This is a genomic window from Alicyclobacillus tolerans, from assembly GCF_900142255.1.
Taxonomy (GTDB): domain Bacteria; phylum Bacillota; class Bacilli; order Alicyclobacillales; family Alicyclobacillaceae; genus Alicyclobacillus_I; species Alicyclobacillus_I tolerans.
In genome coordinates this window covers 62576-82189 of sequence record NZ_FRAF01000006.1, presented here as the reverse complement: position 1 = coordinate 82189, position 19614 = coordinate 62576, and the positions used below count along the sequence as shown (strand labels likewise).

Genomic DNA, 19614 nt, shown 5'->3' with positions numbered 1-19614 from the left:
ATTTAGTCATCTGATGACTGAAGGATAACATTGTAAAAGTAAGAATGCAATACAAGGATGTACAGACGGGTTGTCAAATCGATTTTTGTCAATCCACCTCTTTTATCATAGATAAGTGTTAGGAGAAGAAAGCCGACAGGACAACAAAAAACCCCCAATCCATGTGGAAAGTGGAATGGGGGGATTAAACATGAATCAGATGGATGAAAGTTTACAAATCAGCTAGAGGATTTGTATTTTCTTGGTTAAAGGAAGCTTGTTTGCGATTCATATATAGATAAAAAGGTACTCCTGAGAGCATAAGCAGAAAACCATACATGACAGTTTGTGCTCCCGATCCGTAAATAGCCCAAATCGTATAAATGAAGGCTAATAGAGGTGCAGCAAAACGCAGTATGAAACCTCCTATTTTTATTTTCTGTTGTGTTCTCTGTGCCAGCATAATTTCAGATGCTGCTGTAAAGGCGTAAACAGGCAAATATGAAAGTGTGGCTAGTAAGGTTACAAAATTAAAAGCTGAGCTGAGACTTTTGGTATAATTCATCAATAATAGCAAGTTGGCCAGCAGAGAACCAATGATGAGGGCCATATAAGGTGTATGGAAAGTAGGGTGCACTTTGGCAAAAATCTTTGGAAAAACACCATCTTCGCCAGCAGCATAGGCTACTCTTGCTGTGGAAAGCAGCCATCCTACAGTGGTCCCGAGTACACTGATGATAGCCCCAAATGTAATGATTTCACCCACTGTATGACCAAGAAATTTTTCCATAATATCTGCAATGGGAGCGCTACTATTGGCTAATTGTGTTTCATTCATAGCACCCATAGCAAATAGATTAATAGCCATATAAAGTAAAGTTGCAATGGCAATGCCAGCGATTGTGCTTCGAGCTACATTCTTTTTCGGATTGCGAATTTCACCTGCTGCAACAGTAGCGCTCTCTAAACCTATAAATGCCCATAAAGTATAGGATGCCGCGTTAGATGTGGTACTGAGTCCTTTGTGAACAGGGAACAAAGGTAAAAGATTGTTAGCGTTGAAATGAATTGATGCAACGGCAATAAAACCTAGGAACAATAGGACCTCGAAAATGGTAATCACCGTCTGTACTTTGCCGGCTAGACGTACACCAAGCAAATTAATGATAGTGAAAATCCATAGTATAGAACTTGTGAATAGAAAACCTAACCAATGAGACGTTTGTAAAGCTGGCCAGAAACTGCTTGTATAACTGGCAATGGCCAAAATGACTGCAACATTGCCAATCCAGGATCCATTCCAATAAAGCCAGGCATTAAGAAAGCCTGTAAATCCACCAAAAGCCTGTCGAGAAAACTCGTATGGACCGCCGCTGCGTGGATACCGAGTGCCTAATTTTGCAAAAGACAAAGCAAGCAATAGAGAACCTGCTCCTGTCAATATCCAAGCCAAAAGAATAGCACCAGGGCTGGATTTTTGTGCCAGTGTCGCTGGTAACATAAAAATCCCTGAACCCATCATGTTGCCCGTCACTAATGCTGTTGCTAAGACAATTCCCAGTCCTTGATACAATGTTTTAGATGATGGTTTGGACAATGTTTTCACTCCTTTCCGATTGAATAATTATGCATATATATGAAATCAAAATCAATGGATATGAAAGCACTATCACGTATTAAGGCTTTAAAAATCTAATAAAAACATAGGATTTTTGTCTTTATCTCCGTACTTCAGCTGTTTGATTTTTTTATTTTAATATAATTATGCAAATATTTGAATTTTTATTATATCGAATGCTGAAGCTTAGAAAGAATGGGAATCTTTCAATGCACATCAAACTGCTCAATTTTTACAAGCCCGATAATTGCGTTATCATGGAATGAGAGACATAAGCACTATATAACATCATCAATGTATTCTTTCATTTGAGCCCAGGAAAAACATAAAATCAACTTTCTATTTTTTTACAAGGCGAGGTGCTAACTCATGAAATCTACCTATTCATTATTTATTGGTGGCGAGTGGAAAGAATCTGTTTCGAAGCGTTGGATGAACGTAATCGACCCTGCAACAGAGGAAGTGATTGCACAAGTTCCAGATGCGGTTGCTGAAGATATTGCATTAGCTGTCAACGCTGCCGAGAAAGTGCAGCCTGAATGGGGAAATACTGTGGCTTCTGAACGCTCCAAAATCCTTCTGGAGGCGGCTCATTTGATGCGGCAGCGGATAGACAAGTTGGCTAAAATTTTAACCAGTGAGGAAGGTAAGCCGCTGGCTGAAGCGCGCGGAGAAATTGCTTATGCCGCATCATTTTTAGAATGGTTTTCTGAAGAAGCAAAAAGAATTTATGGCGATCTCGTTCCGTCCAGTTCGGCTAGCAAACGGATTTTGGTAATCAAACGTCCTGTCGGTATTTCTGCCGCCATTACACCATGGAATTTTCCTGCTGCTATGATTACACGGAAACTTGGACCTGCGCTTGCTGCTGGTTGTACGATGATTGTGAAACCTTCCGAACTGACCCCATTGACTGCTCTAGAAATGGCTAGCATTTTTGAGGAAGCCGGATTACCCAAAGGGGTACTTTCTGTAGTTGTTGGCAGCGACGCTTCTCAGCTAGGTGAAGCCATCATGAGTGATTTTCGAGTACGAAAAATTTCATTCACAGGGTCAACAGAAGTCGGGAAAATTTTAATGCGCCAAGCAGCCGATACCATGAAACGGATTTCACTTGAATTAGGTGGACATGCGCCGTTCATTGTTTTTCCCGATGCCGATCTCGACGCTGCAGTGGAAAACGCGGTACTTTGTAAAATGCGCGGTATGGGAGAAACATGTGTTTCAGCAAATCGATTTTACGTTCATCAGGACATTCTTGAGCAGTTTGTCAAAAAAATGGTAGAGAAAATGAGTCAGATGAAAGTGGGCAATGGCTTGCAGGAAGGAATATCTGTGGGGCCGCTCATCGAACCTGCTGCAGTGGAGAAAGTGGAACGGCATGTTCAAAACGCTGTTCAGAAAGGTGCACGTTTATGGCTTGGTGGGAAGCCTTTAGAAAATACTACTGGGTATTTTTATCCTCCAACGGTTTTATCAGAGGTAAAAGAAGATATGCTCATTATGCAGGAGGAAACCTTTGGACCTGTAGCCGCGATTACTTCTTTTGCGACCGAAGAAGAGGTTATAGCTCGTGCCAATGATAGTCGCTATGGACTGGCAGCTTACTTCTTTACTCGTGATGTTGGCCGCCTGTTTAGAATGGCTGAGCAATTGGAATATGGGATTATGGGAGCAAATGACGGCATGCCGTCTACTGCGCAAGCTCCGTTTGGTGGTGTCAAGGAATCAGGACTTGGAAGAGAAGGAAGTAAATATGGAATTGAAGAATATTTAGACATCAAATATTTGTCAGTCGGTTTATGATGGATCGATTGAAGAGTTAAAATTCGATAGGGATGTTCACCAATGGATGAAGAAGTTGTTGCGAACAGGCGGCTGAATCAAATGATAGTTGAGGCGGCATGAAAAGTGCTGCTTCTCTTTTATTGTGGGGGGATTTATATCGTCTGGGAAGTTTTGAATATCATAGGTACTATCTCATTTGCGATCAGTGGTTCAGTAGTAGCAATAGAAGAACAATTTGATCTACTGGGTGTGTTTGTACTCGGTTTTGTGACCGCCTTTGGCGGTGGCATGATACGAAATCTTATTATAGGTTTGCCTGTAGCGAATATATGGCATCAACCAGGACTGTTTCTTACGGCTACTCTGACTATTTTGTTGATTTTTTTCCTGCCTTATCACTGGTTACGCCACTGGAAAAGGATGGGCGGCTTTTTTGACGCTTTGGGTCTATCTGCTTTTGCTATAGAAGGAGCAATCTATGCGCATGACGCACACAGCACTTTGACGACAACATTGATTGCAGCAGTCATGACAGGAATTGGTGGAGGAATCTTGCGAGATGTCCTTGCCCGTCGCAAACCACTGATATTTCAATCGGAAATTTATGCTTTGTGGGCTTTGGCAGCCGGAGCTTGTGTAGGCTTGGGACTTGTACCGAATGCTGCCTTACAATATGTATTATTTGTTATAGTAGCTGTTTTACGCATTGTTTCGCTGCGTTTTGGCTGGCACTTGCCTCAGAAGTGGTTGTCCAATCCTCAAGACCAGGTTGAGAGTGGAATAGAGTAAAAAGTGGTTCAGAGTTTCATTGCAGAATGACTCTTTGCTGAGATGGAATAACATTTTTTCTTAATCTATGTTAATGATAGCTTGGAAATCAATTGATAACGTTAGAACCAATTCTATTCAAAAAGGATGAGACGGTTGAAAACGCGAGTGACAGAATTGCTTGGCATTCAAATTCCCATTATTCAAGGAGGGCTTGCCAATTTAGCCTATTCCGAATTGGCTGTTGCAGTTTCGAAGGCTGGAGGTCTGGGACAGATTACCGCAACCTCCTTGTCTTCCGCAGAAGATTTGAGGAGAGAAATACGCAAAACGAAGTCTGCCACGGAACGACCTTTTGGCGTAAATCTTGCCATTAGTCAGCACAAGTCAATCGATGCCATGGTTGAGGTTGTGATTGAGGAACAAGTAGCTGCAGTTTCTCTTACAGCAGGAAATCCAGAACCCATATTAAAAAGATTGGCAGATACGTCCATTAAAAGATTGGTTTTGGTTAGCTCAGTTCGTCAAGCTCAAAAAGCGGAAGCACTTGGTGCAGATGCTGTGATGGCGGTTGGGCAAGAAGGAGGAGGACACATTGGCCGTGTTGACACGGGAACCTTTGTGCTTATTCCTCGTGTAGTAGAATCAGTTCGTATTCCAGTTATCGCTAGCGGTGGTATTGCTGACGGGCGTGGTTTTCTGGCTGCACTTGCGCTTGGAGCGGATGGTATTGAAATGGGAACTCGATTTATTGCCACCCAAGAATGCATAGCTCATCATGCGTACAAGGAAGCTATTGTGCAGGGTGGCGAGGAAGATACTGTGATTATCAAACGTTCATTGAATATGCCTGGACGTGTACTGCCTTCATTATGGGTAGAAAAAATATTGGAAGAAGAAAGAAAGGGAACTACACAAGAAGATATTTATCCGCTGATTTCAGGGGAAAGAAATCGTAAAGCCATTATTGAAGGTCGATTGAATGAGGGATATGCATGGGCAGGACAATCTATGGGGTTAATTCATAACGTGCCAACAGTTGCAGAATTGTTTGAAGAGATGTTATCCACCGCTGGTTTCGCTTTGAAACGGATCGAGAAAATGAATTTTCCTGTCTAGGATAAAGGGTATATGAATTTTGTCCTTAGTTTTTTTCTTCAGCATATATATCCAAAAAGAGGAGGTGTAGTCATTTCAAAATCTTTCATGCCAGTGGATTAAGGGGAGGAGTAGAATGGCAAAACATGAATTAGATAGAAGTGCAGTTGGTTTTTGGCAATTAGCCTACCAATCTATCTCGCTCGTTTCTCCGGCTGGAGCTATGGCTGCTACAATGACAGGTGCAGCCGTATATGCACAAGGAGCCTTACCTCTGACTTACATTATTGGATTTATAGCAGCTGCTTTTTCTATTAACACAACTGTACAATTTTCTAGGAAATTGGCTAGTGCAGGTGGATTTTATGCCTACGCCAGTCATGGAGTAGGGCCACGCTACGGTATTTTGACAGGTTGGCTCTTCATACTTTCTTATTTTACAGTTGTGACGAATGGATCGCTGTTTGCTGGTGCTGTTTTTATCCCGGGGCTGATTCAGCTTCTCTTTCATATAGTTATGCCACAATGGATTGGCTATCTTATCACACTAGGTTTTATCGGTTTTACTTATTATTTTGCATGGGCCGGTATTAAACCTTCACTCAAGTACAGTTTATCCACCGGCACATTGGAAATTATTTATTTGCTCGTGATTGGCATAGGATTGATAATTGTAGCAGGCTCACATAACACAGGAACGGTCTTTATCACGCCGCATCTAGCTAAAAATGGTTGGAGTGGTGTGGGTATTGGTATGATTCTTGCCCTTTTTTCCATGTCGGGTTCGAGTGGTGCCGTCGCTCTTGGGGAAGAAACTCAATCACCGCAGCGTACCATTACTCGCGCGGTACTGACAAGTTTTGCGTTTGTAGGGGTACTTTTTGTACTTCTTGCTTATGCACAAACGGTTTCTTGGGGTCCTGATAAGATGACTTCGTTTGCCAATGCTTCCGTACCGGGCGTGGAATTAGTTATGGATCATTTTGGAATTGTTTGGGCTGTTATCCTGGCTCTTTTTGTGATTAACAGTTTTCTTGCGGGAGCTTTGGCACCAGCAAATTCTGCCGTACGGATGCTGTATGCTTATGCTCGTGATGGAGTGATTTTTCCGTCTTCGTTTTCACGAATTCATCAAAGAAATCGCTCTCCATATGTTGCAGTTCATTGGATGATGTTGGTTGCCACACTCGTCACAATTGTTTTTGCGGCTATTTTTGGTCCTTTCAACGGATTTTTAGTAATGGTTACGATTTCGAGTGTAGCACTCTATGTAGGGCATTTACTAGCAAATTTGGCGGTTACAATGTATTATCTGCGATTACGTGAATTTCGTTTGATTTGGCACGGCATTATCCCTAGCTTGGCGAGCATACTCGTTTTATTTGGTATTTATTTCACGCTCGTACCAATGGTTTATCCTGTCATCTTGGCTCCAATCGTCACTCTCGTTTGGCTCATCCTTGGCTGGATTTTTATTGTGCGTCAATCGCCAGACCAAATTGCTAAAGCTGGGAAATTTACAGTCTAATTCATTGTGGCGCTAAGTTTTATTAAAGTCTGTTGAAGAGCGATAGATTCGCTCTTTTTTTATTTGAAGCCATCAAGCAGGGGAGAATGGAATGATAAATGGTACAAGCCAGACTTCGCAGAATAGAGCGGAGTTGAATATGGATGACTAAACGCAAAAGATGAAAGGAAATCGCCACTCCAAAAGAACGGGTTTGATGTGAATGATGATGAGGGGTGATGGCGGCATGTGCAGTGAAGGACTGTCAAATTCTTTTATATTCAACGATCGAAATGTTCAGAGAACAGCGTTCAATTGGACTTCAGCGGCCAAAAACGGAATTGGAACGGCTATTCACCAGCCCGAAGACGGTCAATGTCCATCTCATGTATGGTTTACATTAACGGATGGAGTTTTAACTGAAGTATATTATCCAGATGTAGCCCATCCACAGTTACAGCAGCTTGAACTATGGGTAACGGACGGTTCCTCATTTATCGATCGAGAACTTGAAGATATGTATCATGAAACACGTCTCGTGAAAGAAGACGCACTTCTTTATGAGCAAATCAACACGGCAAAAAACGGAAAGTATAAGATAAGGAAAGAATGGATTGCCGATCCCGGTCGAGATACTGTGTTGGTGCACATTCATTTTGAGGCTTTAGTAGGTACAGTTCGGGACTATCAGCTCTGGGTTTGCGCCAAACCTATTTTAGGCGGGAATAGTCTGGATGATGTTGCTACTGTACAGTTAGCAAAGTGTGGGTCTATTCTTGCAGCTTGGGACTGTAACTTTTCCCTTACCATTGGTGCGACACCCTCTTTTCAACGTGTGACAGTCATGGATGGTAGAGCATGGGATACTTTTGCTTCTTCGCGGAGATTATTTGAGTTTCCATCTCAATGCGGTTTGATAGGTGGTAATGTAGTACATCTTGGTATGATTCAATGGGATGGGGACGGTTCTTTTTCTAGTCTTACACTTGCTCTTAGTTTTGCTCAGCAAATGGATATTGCCAAACAAATGTTAGACGAATCGTTGTCATATTCCTTTTCGGACTTGAAGAACCAATACGAACAAGGCTGGCGTGCATACGTTAAGAATTTACGACCGCCAATCGTCGCTCATCGTCAACAGTATTATGCGGCTGCCATGGTCATACGGGCGCATGAAGATAAGCAGCAACCGGGTGCTATTGTCGCTTCATTAAGCATTCTGTGGGGTACACATTTACCGGCAGATCGACCCATAGGAGGCTATCATCTGATTTGGCCGCGTGATTTGTGTGAAGTGGCGTCTGCACTGGTTTTAATTGGTGATTATCCAACAGCTCAACGAGTTCTGGCTTATTTGGATGAAGTTTTGCAAAGGCAAGACGGTTCTTTTCCACAGAATGCCTGGTTGGACGGGAGTCCTTACTGGACTGGTCAACAGTTAGATGAAACAGCTTTCCCCATTCTTCTAGCCTATCAACTGCAAGCGATGCATCGTTACGAATCGCTTGTGAAACCGGCTGCCGAATATCTACTAAAACATGGACCGATAACAGAACAAGAACGTTGGGAAGAAAATAGTGGATATTCGCCTTCTACTTTAGCTACGCTGATTGCTGCTTTGGTGGTTGCAGCAGAAATGGCCTATCAAGCTGATGATAAAGAGTTAGCGATTATCTGTCTGAAAAAAGCGGATGAGTGGGAGAATCATATAGAATCATGGACACTTTCCCGAAAGGGAACGTTGGCCAATCATCCCTATTATATTCGCATCAGTGATTCACCAAATCCAGATGATGGTCATTGGATTGAATTGAAAAATGGTGGTGGATGGCATGAAAAAACGGCTGTAGTAGATGCTGGTTTTCTTGAATTGGTGAGATTAGGGATTCGCCCTGCCGACGATCTTTCTATCGTTCAATCGCTCAACGTGATCGACCAAAAACTTATCTATCATTCGCCTTCTGGTCCATTATGGCGACGCTATAATGGGGATGGTTACGGAGAATATGAAGATGGCCGCCCTTATGATGGAGCTGGCAAAGGCAGGCCATGGCCACTTCTTTGCGGAGAACGTGGCGAGTATGAAATAGCATGGCTGTCGTCTCAACGACGTCATTCACCTCCAAATTTCTACACCCCAATGAAATTACTGCGAGTTATGGAGAACTCTGCGAATGAAGGTAATCTGATACCAGAACAAATTTGGGATCAGGATGAATTGCCATTACGCGGATTACGAAGAAATGCTGGCACAGGTTCAGCTACACCACTGATTTGGGCTATGGCGCAATATCTTCGACTTGCAGTTTGTATAGAAGAGGAACGGGTAGTAGAGATGCCTGAGGCTGTTAAAAAACGTTATATAGACCGTCAATATCCAGACTCTCAGATTCCACTCAGTCTGCACCCCATCTCCATAATAGATAGTGAAACGGAAAGTATATTTTTGATTCAAGGTAGAACTGAGGCAGGTGTTACGGTTGTTGTATTACATCATGATGAACGATTTTCAACAGTAGCAGATACGGAGGGAAACTTTAGTTTTCATGTCCCTGTGCGTATGATGGGGCAACACCAAATGGACATTATGGCTTGCAATCGGTCTTACTCGTTAGCAAGTCAACGTATGACTGCCTGGTATCGACCTACGCATTACTATACATGGACCAATCCTGACTCTCGCTTAGAAGTACCTATTCTTTATCCTACTCAGCCAGTATTTCACTCCGGTGATTTTCAATTACTCAGTGTGGCTGTTGGGGCAGATAAGCAAAGAGCGTATTTCGATGTAGAACTTGGGCATCTTGATAATCCTTGGTTGGGTCCAAGTGGAATCAGTAAACAAGTTATAGATATCTACATCGATATGGACGGTCAGAACGGCTCAGGACAAATATGGACGAAGGATTTGCAAGTATGTTTTGCGCCAGAATGCGGCTGGGAAAAAATGATCCGCGTCACTGGGAATTGGCATGCGGATAGTGGTCTTTACAATTGCGATTGGTCATATTCTTGCAAGGTTGATATTTGGGTAGAAGATACAAGTCGCACAATTCATATAGCCATTCCATTAGAAAAACTCGGTGGAGTTCCCAATAAGGGATGGGGCTTCATGGTTTTCATAGCCGGTGAAGAATATGGAAGGATTCGACCTGTGCGCAAAGTGCCAGGAGATTGGCATTTTGGCGGTGGGAAAGATGAGGTTTGGGGTCCTCAATTTGTTGATTGGCTCGTACCGACGAATTCCTTCTCTGGGTCAACCTTTTCTGCCTTGCCTATGTTGCGTATTGGATGAAACCAGGAAATCTTGAAAAGAAGCAAGCAGCCTTCGGCAACAAGGATAACCAGAGGGCTGCCCTCTTTATCTCTTAATTACATCTGAATATTTTTTTGTGTTAATAGAATAATTATTCATAATATCTGAAAAATATTCATAATGAAGTTTATGCTTGAACACCCAATAATATGAAAACGCATTCATGACATAATGTCTAAAAATGCTTTTCTTACAAGGTTTTTGACCAAACGGTCGGGAGATAGATCAGCCTCATCCATTAAAAAATATCTGCTATGCACCTCTAAACGAGAGTAAATAAACATGCATCTGCATATATAATCCCGTGACCAATTCATAGTTGATGTAGGAGTGAACCGAGTGCTTAAGGATCAAAGAGGATGTAAAGAAGAACAATGGAGGCGATTTTGGAACGTCGATCGTATTCGCTTGATGTGTAAAGATGCTTCGACATTATTTGTTTATTGGGAAGTTAGTTCACTGCGTAAACAAATTATCTCAGAACATTTCGAATCCCGATGGGATCAGCTTCCTTTTTACTTACTACTTCACGATGTCACCGATATGCTTTTTGAAAAAAATGTTCCGCATTCTACTCAAGTGATTGCCGTTCAACCCGACTCAGAAAACTGGTATATCCATCCTGTCCTTGCGAATCGTTCTTACTTGATACAGTTATGTACAGCGACTAAGGAAGGAGAATTTTTTTCTATACTTCAATCGAATTCTGTTACCACACCACGTGTTGCTTCAGTAAGCGATCAACCCTCAGTCTGTTTCCGGCGACCGATAAGGCAAGAGAGAACAGTTCAAGAGAATGCTATTACAGATGTTGGCCCATATTCCTTTCCGTATTTTGGTGAATTTGATGGATATACTGTCAATTTCGCAAGCCGGGGGTGCATACATGAGTAAAGGATATGTGGCCCTTGTATTGCATGCTCACTTGCCATTTGTTCGTCATCCTGAAAGTGAGACTTATTTAGAAGAGCGATGGTTATTTGAAGCCATTTCCGAAACCTATATCCCGCTGTTACAAGTGCTTCTGAAATTAGCTTCTGAAAGGGTTTCTTATCGAATTACCTTTTCGCTCTCGCCTACCCTTCTAACTATGTTGGATGATTCGCTTTTACAGAATCGTTATAACCAATATTTGCTAAATATGATGGAGTTGGCCGAAAAAGAAGTAAAACGCACACAGGGCGACACAGATTTTTATCCACTCGCCTTGCATTATCGTCAAAAACTTTACGATATCTACCAGTTTTATCACAAATGCAAAAAAGATTTAATTTCTGTGTTTCGATCGCTGCAAAATGGTGGATATCTTGAACTGATTACTTCGGCCGCAACACATGCTTTTTTACCTCTGCTAGCGACAGAAGAAGCGGTAAGAGCACAGGTAGTAACGGGAATTGAGGTCTATGAGCATTATTTCGGCTGTAAACCGCCGGGTATTTGGCTACCCGAATGTGGTTATTTTGAAAAGTTAGAGAATATCTTGAGTGATTTGGGTATCCGATATTTTATCACTGATACACACGGACTAATAAATGCAGAGCCGGTTCCGGTCTTGGGAACGCTCTCTCCGGTTTTAACACCGAGCGGTGTAGCGGTTTTTGCTCGTGACCGTTCCTCGTCTCAGCAAGTTTGGAGTTCTATAGACGGGTATCCAGGAGATTTCGATTATCGAGAATTCTATCGGGATATAGGGTTCGATCTCGATTTAGAAACTGTGAAACCTTACATTCATCCTGAAGGTATTCGTGTCGATACGGGTTTTAAGTATTATCGCATAACCGGAAATGGAGCAGAAAAAGCGCCTTATCGTCTCGATTGGGCAAGAGAAAAGGCAGCCCTACATGCCAAGGATTTTATAATGAATCGACAAAAACATGTTGAGAACGCGTTATACCATATGGGACGAAAGCCAATGATTGTTGCCCCGTTTGATGCAGAGTTGTTTGGCCATTGGTGGTATGAAGGGCCGCAATGGATCGATTTTTTGCTTCGTAAGATACATTTTGATCAAGATGTGTTGGAAACTGTTACACCCTCACAATATCTGGATTTTTATGATGACTTTCAAGAATGTCGATTGTCCATGTCTTCTTGGGGTCGTGGGGGATACGCAGATGTTTGGTTACGTGGGGAAAATGATTGGATTTATCCTGCACTCCATTTTGCTGAGGAAAGAATGGTACAGATGGCCAATCGGTTTTGGCAACCTACAGCAGAGGAGAGGCGCGTCTTACAGCAGGCTGCCCGGGAATTGATGCTGGCACAAAGCAGTGATTGGGCATTCATTATGGACAACAAAACCGTAGTGGATTATGCGGTTCGCCGCACAAAGCAGCATGTATCACGATTTCACCAACTTTGTGACATGCTTGCCTCAGGCACTTTCTCATCTGACGAGGTACTTCCATTGGAAAAGTTGGATGCCATTTTTCCCAATATAGACTATCGTCATTTTCAGTCTAAAAACAAATTTTTGGCAAAAGAGAAGTTGGAAGTCAAACGACTCAGAGTATTAGTCTTGTCGTGGGAGTTTCCACCATTGACTATTGGTGGACTATCCAGACACGTTTACGATTTAACGCGTCACTTGGTTCAAACAGGTTGGGAAGTTCACGTGGTAACTACAGAAGTTGACTCTTGTCCCAATGAGGAAAAAGTAGACGATGTTTATGTTCACCGTGTACGAGTGCAAAAACCGGATGGAGGTTCATTTTTACACTGGGTTTTCCAACTTAATCTAGCGATGCTTGATACGGTCTCTCACCTTGTTCAAAAAGGTTGGTCGTTTGATCTCGTTCATGCTCATGACTGGCTGGTTTGTCGAACTGCCTCAGCAATCAAATCACTTTACAATCTGCCACTCATTGTCACGATACATGCCACTGAACACGGGCGCAACCAGGGAATTCACAATGATGTCCAGCGACATATCCATCAACTTGAACTGCGGCTTGTCAATGAAGCAGAGAAAGTCATTGTATGTAGCGATGCAATGCGTTCAGAGGTCAGGTCGCTTTTTGGTCTGGAAGAAAATAGGGTGCAAGTTCTTCCTAATGGAATCGATCCATCATTGATTCAATGGGATATGCATCGAAAGAAGTTTTGTGAAAGGGAAGACGTTGTGTTTTTTGTAGGAAGACTGGTGCGTGAGAAAGGTGTGCACTTGTTGCTTCACGCAGCTTCACGATTGTTTGTTCAATTTCCTAAGATGCGCTTGGTCATAGCTGGACAGGGACCAATGCGCGAAGAATTAGAACAACTGGCCATTCAACTTAAAATTATCAATCGAGTGTCTTTTCTTGGATTTATCTCAGACGAAGAACGCAATCAAATGTACGCAAAATCAAAAGTTGCTGTTTTCCCAAGTCTCTATGAGCCATTTGGCATTGTAGCGTTAGAAGCTATGGCAGCGGGTACGCCAGTGATTGCAGCCTCAGTAGGAGGACTGCGCGATGTTGTCCAACACGAGATAAATGGATTAACAGTATTCCCTGATAATGTAGATTCACTGCACGATCAAATCGCTTTCCTTTGGTCCAATCCAGAATTAGCGGAGCAACTGAGTATGAACGCTAGTCTTCAAATACAAAAGTTTAACTGGGATCAAATTGCGAAGAGCACCTCAGATATATATTGCGAAGTATTGCGTGAGTGGAAAGGTTGGGTTGCTGATGAAAGCAGTAATCATGGCTGGTGGCAAAGGAACGAGATTACGTCCGTTGACGGCGCGATTTCCCAAACCCATGGTGCAATTATTGGGACGTCCCTGTATTGAATATACACTTCAGTTGTTAAAAGAGCATGGAATTACTGAGATTGCTATAACAATTCAATATCTGTCAAGTGTAATTCGGGATTATTTGGGGGACGGTTCGAAGTACGGCGTACGCCTGCACTATTTTGAAGAGCATAAACCTATGGGAACAGCTGGTGGCGTGCTGAATGCCAAAGAATTTCTCGACGAACGATTTCTTGTTATCAGCGGGGATGCTTTGACAGACTTCAATCTAAGCGAAGCTATGGCTTTTCATGAGAATAAGAGGGCACTGGCAACTATAATTTTGACGCAAGTCGAATCACCTTGTGATTTCGGTGTTGTTTTAACACAAAGCGATGGGAAAATTTTGCGTTTTCTTGAAAAACCAAAATCAAGCGAAATATTCACCAATACCGTAAATACTGGAATTTATGTGTTTGAAAAAGAAATTCTGAATTGGATACCGAACAATGTTTCTTACGACTTTGGAAAAGAATTATTTCCTCGTCTCGTTGCAGAAAATGTACCTTTTTATGGATATTCTTTAGACGGATATTGGTCAGATGTTGGTAGCCTTCATCAATACAGACAAACTCAGATTGACATGTTAAGCGGCAAAACTTCACTTCGAGTAGGTGGAGAATATTTGGGAAACGGCGTTTGGATGGGACAGAATGTTCAATTGCATACTGATGTCAAGTTGAATGGTCCAGCATTTATTGGTGATGGTACGATCATTCAGTCAAAAGGGCAAATTGGACCATATACCGTGATCGGACATAACACAATGATTGGAAAGAGTGTTCAAATTGCAAATAGCATCGTATGGAGTCAAGTGGAAATTGGTGATTCGTCCGTTATCTCCGGTTCTATGCTCGGGGATGGGACAAAAATTGAACCAGGTGTCATACTGTTGGGCGGCACAATTTGCGCGAGTGAAGGTAGTCGAGGAATAACGAGTACAGGGAAACGGGCAGGTTGGTCAAAGTCTTCCTTATCTGCAGATTCAAGTCAATTGCAAGAGTTCTGGCAAGTACCAAGTTCAGTTTAACACAGATAGAACTATGCATAGGAATCCATACTCGATAAAAATGCCTGGACAGTAGAGTCCAGGCGTTTTTGATGGATTGACAAGCTCTACTTGACAATCTTTTTTATGAATTCTAATATTTCTGATATCAGAACCGAATATCGGAATTTGTGTTCCGTATTTCGGAACGATTGGAGGGAGGGGCTTGCATCAAAATCAAACGCTTATCAAATCCATGGAGGTATTGCGACTCTTTGAACAGTACGAAAGTCTTACTCTGACAGAAATCGTAGAAATGTTGGGACAACCAAAAACAACTGTCTATCGTATGGTAAGTTCGTTGCAAAGTATGGGATGGATATCCCGACGTAAAGACAGTCGTTATGAACTTGGCTTGCTTTTTGTGCACTATGGGCAGCTTGTCTTGGAGAGACTGAATATTCGCGATTTGGTATTGCCAGTTATGCGTCAATTGAGTCATCAGTTAGGGGAGACGGTTAATTTAATTGTTCGAGAAGGATTAGAGGGTGTCTACATAGAGAAAGTGGAAGCAGTTCATCCAGTCCGAATTTATCATCAACGTCCGGGCGATCGCGTTCCACTTTACGCAGGTGCTTGCCCACGGGTTCTATTATCCTTTTTACCGGATGAAGAAGTGGCAGAATACTTGAGGCATGTTAAACTTCGCCCATTTGCTAGTGGCACTATCACAAAAATTCAAGACTTGCAAATGACCATTATAGAATCCCGACGAGTCGGCTATACCATCAGCCACGCTGAACTGGTAGATGATACCTCAGCGGTTGCTGCCCCAATTTTTAATCATTTGGGAGAAGTGGTAGCTGGATTAAGTATAGCAGGACTGACAAGTCATTTTTCTGACGAACGCTTACCTAATCTAACGATGAGTGTACGTCAAGCTGCCAAAGAATGTTCGTGCTTACTTGGCTATCCAGAAAGAGAGAGCCAGCTAGAACGTTTAAATGGGTAAAGCGTTGCCTCAATAGGATGTATGGTGTTTTCTGACAACTTGCGAGGGGGAAATAGGATGGTATTGATTGGAGTAGCCGTTGTCATGGTGGGATTCTTCATTCGGCTTAATCCGCTTCTGGTAGTGACAATTGCTGGAATTGTCACGGGATTTCTTGCACATCAGTCCTTATACAATATTTTAACTCAATTTGGTACCGCATTTGAAACCAACCGCTACATGGCTATTTTTATTGCAACTTTGCCTATCATTGGTCTATTGGAACGATTTGGTCTTCGCGAACAAGCAGAACGCCTAATTGCTAAAATTCGAGCAGCTACTACTGGCAGAATATTAATTCTATATATGCTATTGCGTGAATTGACAGCTGCACTTGGCATCACTGCTATTGGCGGGGCAGCTCAAACAGTTCGTCCACTCATAGCTCCCATGGCAGAAGGTGCGGCAGAAGCGCGAATCGGTCATATGGACGAAGATACACGACAAGAAATTCGTGCTCATTCTGCAGCTTCGGATAATATAGGACTGTTTTTTGGAGAAGACATTTTTATTGCTGTTGGAGCGGTCCTGTTAATGAAAGGATTTTTTGATCAGAATCATATTCACGCGACTCCGATTGACATGGGGTTATGGGCAATTCCTACAGCTTTGGCAGTCTTTATTTTGCACAGTATACGTCTCATCTTATTTGACAAGAAGTTAGCGCGTAAATTCGCATCTAACATTGATCAAACTTCATCTACAGTGCATGGAAAAGAGGTGGAGTTATGATTTTGTCTACACAGACGGTCTATGTATTTATTGGACTTATTACTTTGATAGGCAGCATTTTTACGTTTTTTGACAAACAGAATCTACGGCGTTGGACGACAGGTATGTTCTATCTCTTGTATGCGGTCACGTTGATTTCTGGTCATTGGATCCCCCCCTTCTATATTGGACTTATGGTTATTGGAATTGTTTTACTAGCTGGATTACAAATGGTTAAAACGGGAAGTTATGGTGAAGCTTCTGTACAAGAAAGATTGATGAATCGAAATCGATTCGGAAATAAACTGTTTCTACCAGCTCTTTTAATCCCGATATTAACGGTATTAGGAGTAGAATGGATTGGCCATCTGCGCATCGCAGGCCGCTTGTTTTACGATCCATCCAATGTGACGATGGTTGCGCTAGCAGTAGCGACGTTTATTGCTCTGTTGGTAGGACTTGGCATAACACGGAGCAATCCTATCACTTCATTGAGAGAGTCTCGTCGTCTACTTGAGTCGATTGGGTGGGCTGCCGTTCTTCCACAAATGCTGGCAACTTTAGGTACTCTATTTAACAGTGCGGGAGTTGGAGATGTGGTTGCTAAACTTTTGCATCACGTGATCCCATCTAATTCGCTTTTTTGGGCAGTTTTTGCTTATTGTGTGAGTATGGCACTGTTTACCATGATTATGGGAAATGCTTTTGCTGCTTTTCCGGTGATGACTGCTGGGATTGCTATTCCGTTTATTATTCAACATTTTGGCATTCAAGCTGACCGGATTGCTGCTATTGGCATGTTTGCTGGATATTGCGGAACTTTGATGACACCCATGGCTGCTAATTTTAATATCGTCCCTGCTACCTTACTGGATTTAAAAAATAAATATCAAGTGATTAAAGTACAATGGCCAACCGCTGTCATTCTTTTAGCAGTAAATATTGCTCTCATGTATTCTGTTGCGCGTATCTAGCCATCAAGTAAAGAGAGGAACTAAAATGGAAGTCAAGATTGAAGCGTATGGAGATTCCGCACTTCTGGTTAAATTTTCAAGCGACTTTCTTCATTCGCAAAATAGAGTGCGTTTTTTCAGACGGTGTATTGAACGTTCTCTACCGACAGGTTTTCTGGAGTGCGTACCAGGCATGACCGATTTAACCTTTTATTATCAGCCGCTTCAGTACTCCTTTTTTTCAGCACGGAAGGAGTTATTGAGGTGGCTTGCAGAAACGCCAGTCATAACAGAAGAGGATGTACGATTTATTGAGATACCCATATGTTATCATTCTTCTCTAGCGCCCGATCTCGATTTTGTTGCAGCTAGTCATCACCTTTCAACAGATCAGGTTATTGCTTTGCACTCCTCATCCGTGTATGAGGTGCAAATGATTGGATTTGCACCTGGTTTTCCTTATTTATCTGGGCTTCCGGGACAGCTTGCCACCCCTCGGCGTGCAACGCCACGATTAAGAATTTCACCTGGTTCTGTTGGTATTGCGGGAACTATGACAGGAATTTATACGTATGAAACACCTGGAGGATGGCAAATAATTGGCAGAACACCATGGGTACTCTTTGATACACAACGTAATCCTCCTTCTCTTTTACAATTAGGTGACCGTGTTCAATGGCGTCCGATATCGCTAGATGAGTTTATGTCATATATGGAAATGATGAAATAAATGAAAATCATTAAACCTGGTTTACTTACAACTATTCAAGATGCTGGACGGAACGGATGGCAACGTTATGGTGTTGTCGTCGGTGGCGTTATGGACAGTCTTTCTTTTCGGATTGCAAATCGTTTGCTTGGAAATCCTGAAGGCTTAGCTGTTTTGGAAATTACACTGCAAGGACCAACCATCCAATTTGAAGAGTTTACGTATTGTGTATTGACGGGTGCGGATTTGTCTCCTCGTTTAAACTGCCAAACCATTACCTTGTATCGTCCGTTTCCAGTCCATCCAGGAGATGAGTTATCTTTTAATTATCCAAATATCGGATGCCGCACCTATTTAGCGGTATCTGGAGGATTTGTTGTGACGGAAGTTCTAGGCAGTAGGAGTACATATTTACGCTCTGCTATGGGAGGTTATAAAGGGCGAAAATTACAAGAGGGAGATCGATTGCAAACTGGGACTCATGAAGGAATGGATCAGCTCTGTAATTTTTTTCAGTTCTCGCAAACGAAAAGATATCCTTTAGTCAGTCAAACTTTGAATCCTAGTTATCAAACCTACCGCTCCATTCGCTTTCTACCAGGTCCAGAGTGGCATTTATTCAATCACGATGCTCAAAAACAATGGCAGGAACAGAGCTTTTTAGTCATGCCACAATCAGATAGGATGGGTTATCGATTACAAGGACCGCCTATTCAATTAACCAAGGCTGAAGAAATGCTCTCTAGTGCTGTTACTATGGGAACTGTTCAAGTACCCTCTGATGGGCAACCGATTATCCTCATGGCGGACCGTCAGACTACGGGTGGTTATCCTCGCCTAGCCCAAATCATTACTGCAGATTTGCCCGTATTGGCTCAAGTTCGTCCCGGAGACAAGTTACGTTTTCAACTTTGTTCTTTAGAAGAAGCAAGAAGCGCTCTTATGGAGCAGGAACGTCAGTTAGCCAATCTTTTTTGGGCACTTGAGTGGTATAAGAAGTAACATTTTTGTGTTGTCAAATCATAAATCATTCATCCTCTAGCTCTCTCCTTCTAATTTCAATGCGTCCACAGTAAGAAAATGTTTGGTGAAAGTATTTTAAAACTTCCGTCCAAGAGAAAAGTGGATCATGCCAAAAGTACAATTTTGACTATTGAATTTGGGACATCATTCTTGAACTATTGGGGGCATAACGACAGAATCATTTGAATCGCAGTACAATAAATCCTAGTCATGTAGTTCATGGAGGTATAGCCGATGTTTAGAAAATTACCAATTTAATACATCTCGTTGGGGGTATCCCCATGTACTGAACATATGAGCTTCTGTCAAGGGGGCTCCTAACGAGGT

The 19614-nt window shown here is 42.4% G+C and carries 14 protein-coding genes; 13 read left to right on the top strand and 1 reads right to left on the bottom strand.

Going from position 1 to position 19614, the window contains the following annotated elements; genetic code table 11:
- Window positions 1–211: 211 nt before the first annotated feature.
- A complete protein-coding gene (locus BUA75_RS04715; RefSeq protein ID WP_072873425.1) occupies window positions 212–1576 on the bottom strand; it encodes an APC family permease in 1365 nt (454 codons plus the stop codon).
- 390 nt (window positions 1577–1966) lie between these two features.
- Between BUA75_RS04715 and BUA75_RS04710 the strand changes: the two genes are divergently transcribed.
- The 13 genes from BUA75_RS04710 (at window position 1967) to BUA75_RS04650 (ending at window position 19266) form a co-directional block, all read left to right on the top strand.
- Entirely contained in the window at window positions 1967–3403 is a 1437-nt protein-coding gene (locus BUA75_RS04710; protein ID WP_072873424.1) for an NAD-dependent succinate-semialdehyde dehydrogenase, read from the top strand.
- Window positions 3404–3541: 138 nt separating this feature from the next.
- Window positions 3542–4174 (top strand): trimeric intracellular cation channel family protein, encoded by a 633-nt coding sequence (locus tag BUA75_RS04705; RefSeq protein WP_072873477.1) that lies wholly within the window; start codon window positions 3542–3544, stop codon window positions 4172–4174.
- A 135-nt stretch (window positions 4175–4309) separates the two neighbouring features.
- Window positions 4310–5272 carry an NAD(P)H-dependent flavin oxidoreductase gene (locus BUA75_RS04700; RefSeq protein WP_370541529.1) on the top strand — a complete coding sequence of 321 codons (963 nt, stop codon included), beginning with the start codon at window positions 4310–4312 and terminating at the stop codon, window positions 5270–5272.
- 115 nt (window positions 5273–5387) lie between these two features.
- Window positions 5388–6779 (top strand): APC family permease, encoded by a 1392-nt coding sequence (locus BUA75_RS04695; RefSeq protein ID WP_072873422.1) that lies wholly within the window; start codon window positions 5388–5390, stop codon window positions 6777–6779.
- 226 nt (window positions 6780–7005) lie between these two features.
- On the top strand, window positions 7006–10053 hold the full coding sequence (locus tag BUA75_RS04690; RefSeq protein WP_072873421.1) for a glucodextranase DOMON-like domain-containing protein: 3048 nt from the start codon (window positions 7006–7008) through the stop codon (window positions 10051–10053).
- 360 nt (window positions 10054–10413) lie between these two features.
- Window positions 10414–10968 (top strand): DUF4912 domain-containing protein, encoded by a 555-nt coding sequence (locus BUA75_RS04685; protein WP_072873420.1) that lies wholly within the window; start codon window positions 10414–10416, stop codon window positions 10966–10968.
- Window positions 10961–13849, top strand: coding sequence for a 1,4-alpha-glucan branching protein domain-containing protein (locus BUA75_RS04680; RefSeq protein WP_072873419.1), 2889 nt, complete (start codon window positions 10961–10963; stop codon window positions 13847–13849). Before BUA75_RS04685 ends, BUA75_RS04680 begins: the two co-directional genes overlap by 8 nt.
- Complete coding sequence (locus BUA75_RS04675) at window positions 13746–14882, top strand: nucleotidyltransferase family protein (protein ID WP_072873418.1); 1137 nt, start codon at window positions 13746–13748, stop codon at window positions 14880–14882. Before BUA75_RS04680 ends, BUA75_RS04675 begins: the two co-directional genes overlap by 104 nt.
- 214 nt (window positions 14883–15096) lie before the next feature.
- Window positions 15097–15852: an IclR family transcriptional regulator gene (locus BUA75_RS04670; protein ID WP_072873476.1), complete on the top strand. Its 756-nt coding sequence runs from the start codon at window positions 15097–15099 to the stop codon at window positions 15850–15852.
- A 57-nt stretch (window positions 15853–15909) separates the two neighbouring features.
- A complete protein-coding gene (locus BUA75_RS04665) occupies window positions 15910–16623 on the top strand; it encodes a DUF969 domain-containing protein (RefSeq protein WP_072873417.1) in 714 nt (237 codons plus the stop codon).
- Window positions 16620–17576, top strand: coding sequence for a DUF979 domain-containing protein (locus BUA75_RS04660; protein ID WP_072873416.1), 957 nt, complete (start codon window positions 16620–16622; stop codon window positions 17574–17576). The genes BUA75_RS04665 and BUA75_RS04660 overlap by 4 nt, the downstream gene beginning before the upstream one ends.
- A 25-nt stretch (window positions 17577–17601) precedes the next feature.
- The gene (gene pxpB, locus BUA75_RS04655) at window positions 17602–18285 is read left to right on the top strand and encodes a 5-oxoprolinase subunit PxpB (RefSeq protein WP_072873415.1); all 684 of its coding nucleotides are present in this window, start codon (window positions 17602–17604) and stop codon (window positions 18283–18285) included.
- Window positions 18286–19266 carry a 5-oxoprolinase subunit C family protein gene (locus BUA75_RS04650; RefSeq protein ID WP_072873414.1) on the top strand — a complete coding sequence of 327 codons (981 nt, stop codon included), beginning with the start codon at window positions 18286–18288 and terminating at the stop codon, window positions 19264–19266.
- The last annotated feature ends 348 nt before the right edge of the window (window positions 19267–19614 follow it).

Bases quoted from the DNA above. Each gene is read 5' to 3' on its own strand.
- BUA75_RS04710 (WP_072873424.1), top strand. From the start codon at position 1,967: ATGAAATCTACCTATTCATTATTTATTGGTGGCGAGTGGAAAGAATCT.
- BUA75_RS04695 (WP_072873422.1), top strand. From the start codon at position 5,388: ATGGCAAAACATGAATTAGATAGAAGTGCAGTTGGTTTTTGGCAATTA.
- BUA75_RS04690 (WP_072873421.1), top strand. From the start codon at position 7,006: ATGTGCAGTGAAGGACTGTCAAATTCTTTTATATTCAACGATCGAAAT.
- BUA75_RS04680 (WP_072873419.1), top strand. From the start codon at position 10,961: ATGAGTAAAGGATATGTGGCCCTTGTATTGCATGCTCACTTGCCATTT.
- BUA75_RS04675 (WP_072873418.1), top strand. From the start codon at position 13,746: ATGAAAGCAGTAATCATGGCTGGTGGCAAAGGAACGAGATTACGTCCG.
- BUA75_RS04670 (WP_072873476.1), top strand. From the start codon at position 15,097: ATGGAGGTATTGCGACTCTTTGAACAGTACGAAAGTCTTACTCTGACA.
- BUA75_RS04665 (WP_072873417.1), top strand. From the start codon at position 15,910: ATGGTATTGATTGGAGTAGCCGTTGTCATGGTGGGATTCTTCATTCGG.
- BUA75_RS04660 (WP_072873416.1), top strand. From the start codon at position 16,620: ATGATTTTGTCTACACAGACGGTCTATGTATTTATTGGACTTATTACT.
- pxpB (WP_072873415.1), top strand. From the start codon at position 17,602: ATGGAAGTCAAGATTGAAGCGTATGGAGATTCCGCACTTCTGGTTAAA.
- BUA75_RS04650 (WP_072873414.1), top strand. From the start codon at position 18,286: ATGAAAATCATTAAACCTGGTTTACTTACAACTATTCAAGATGCTGGA.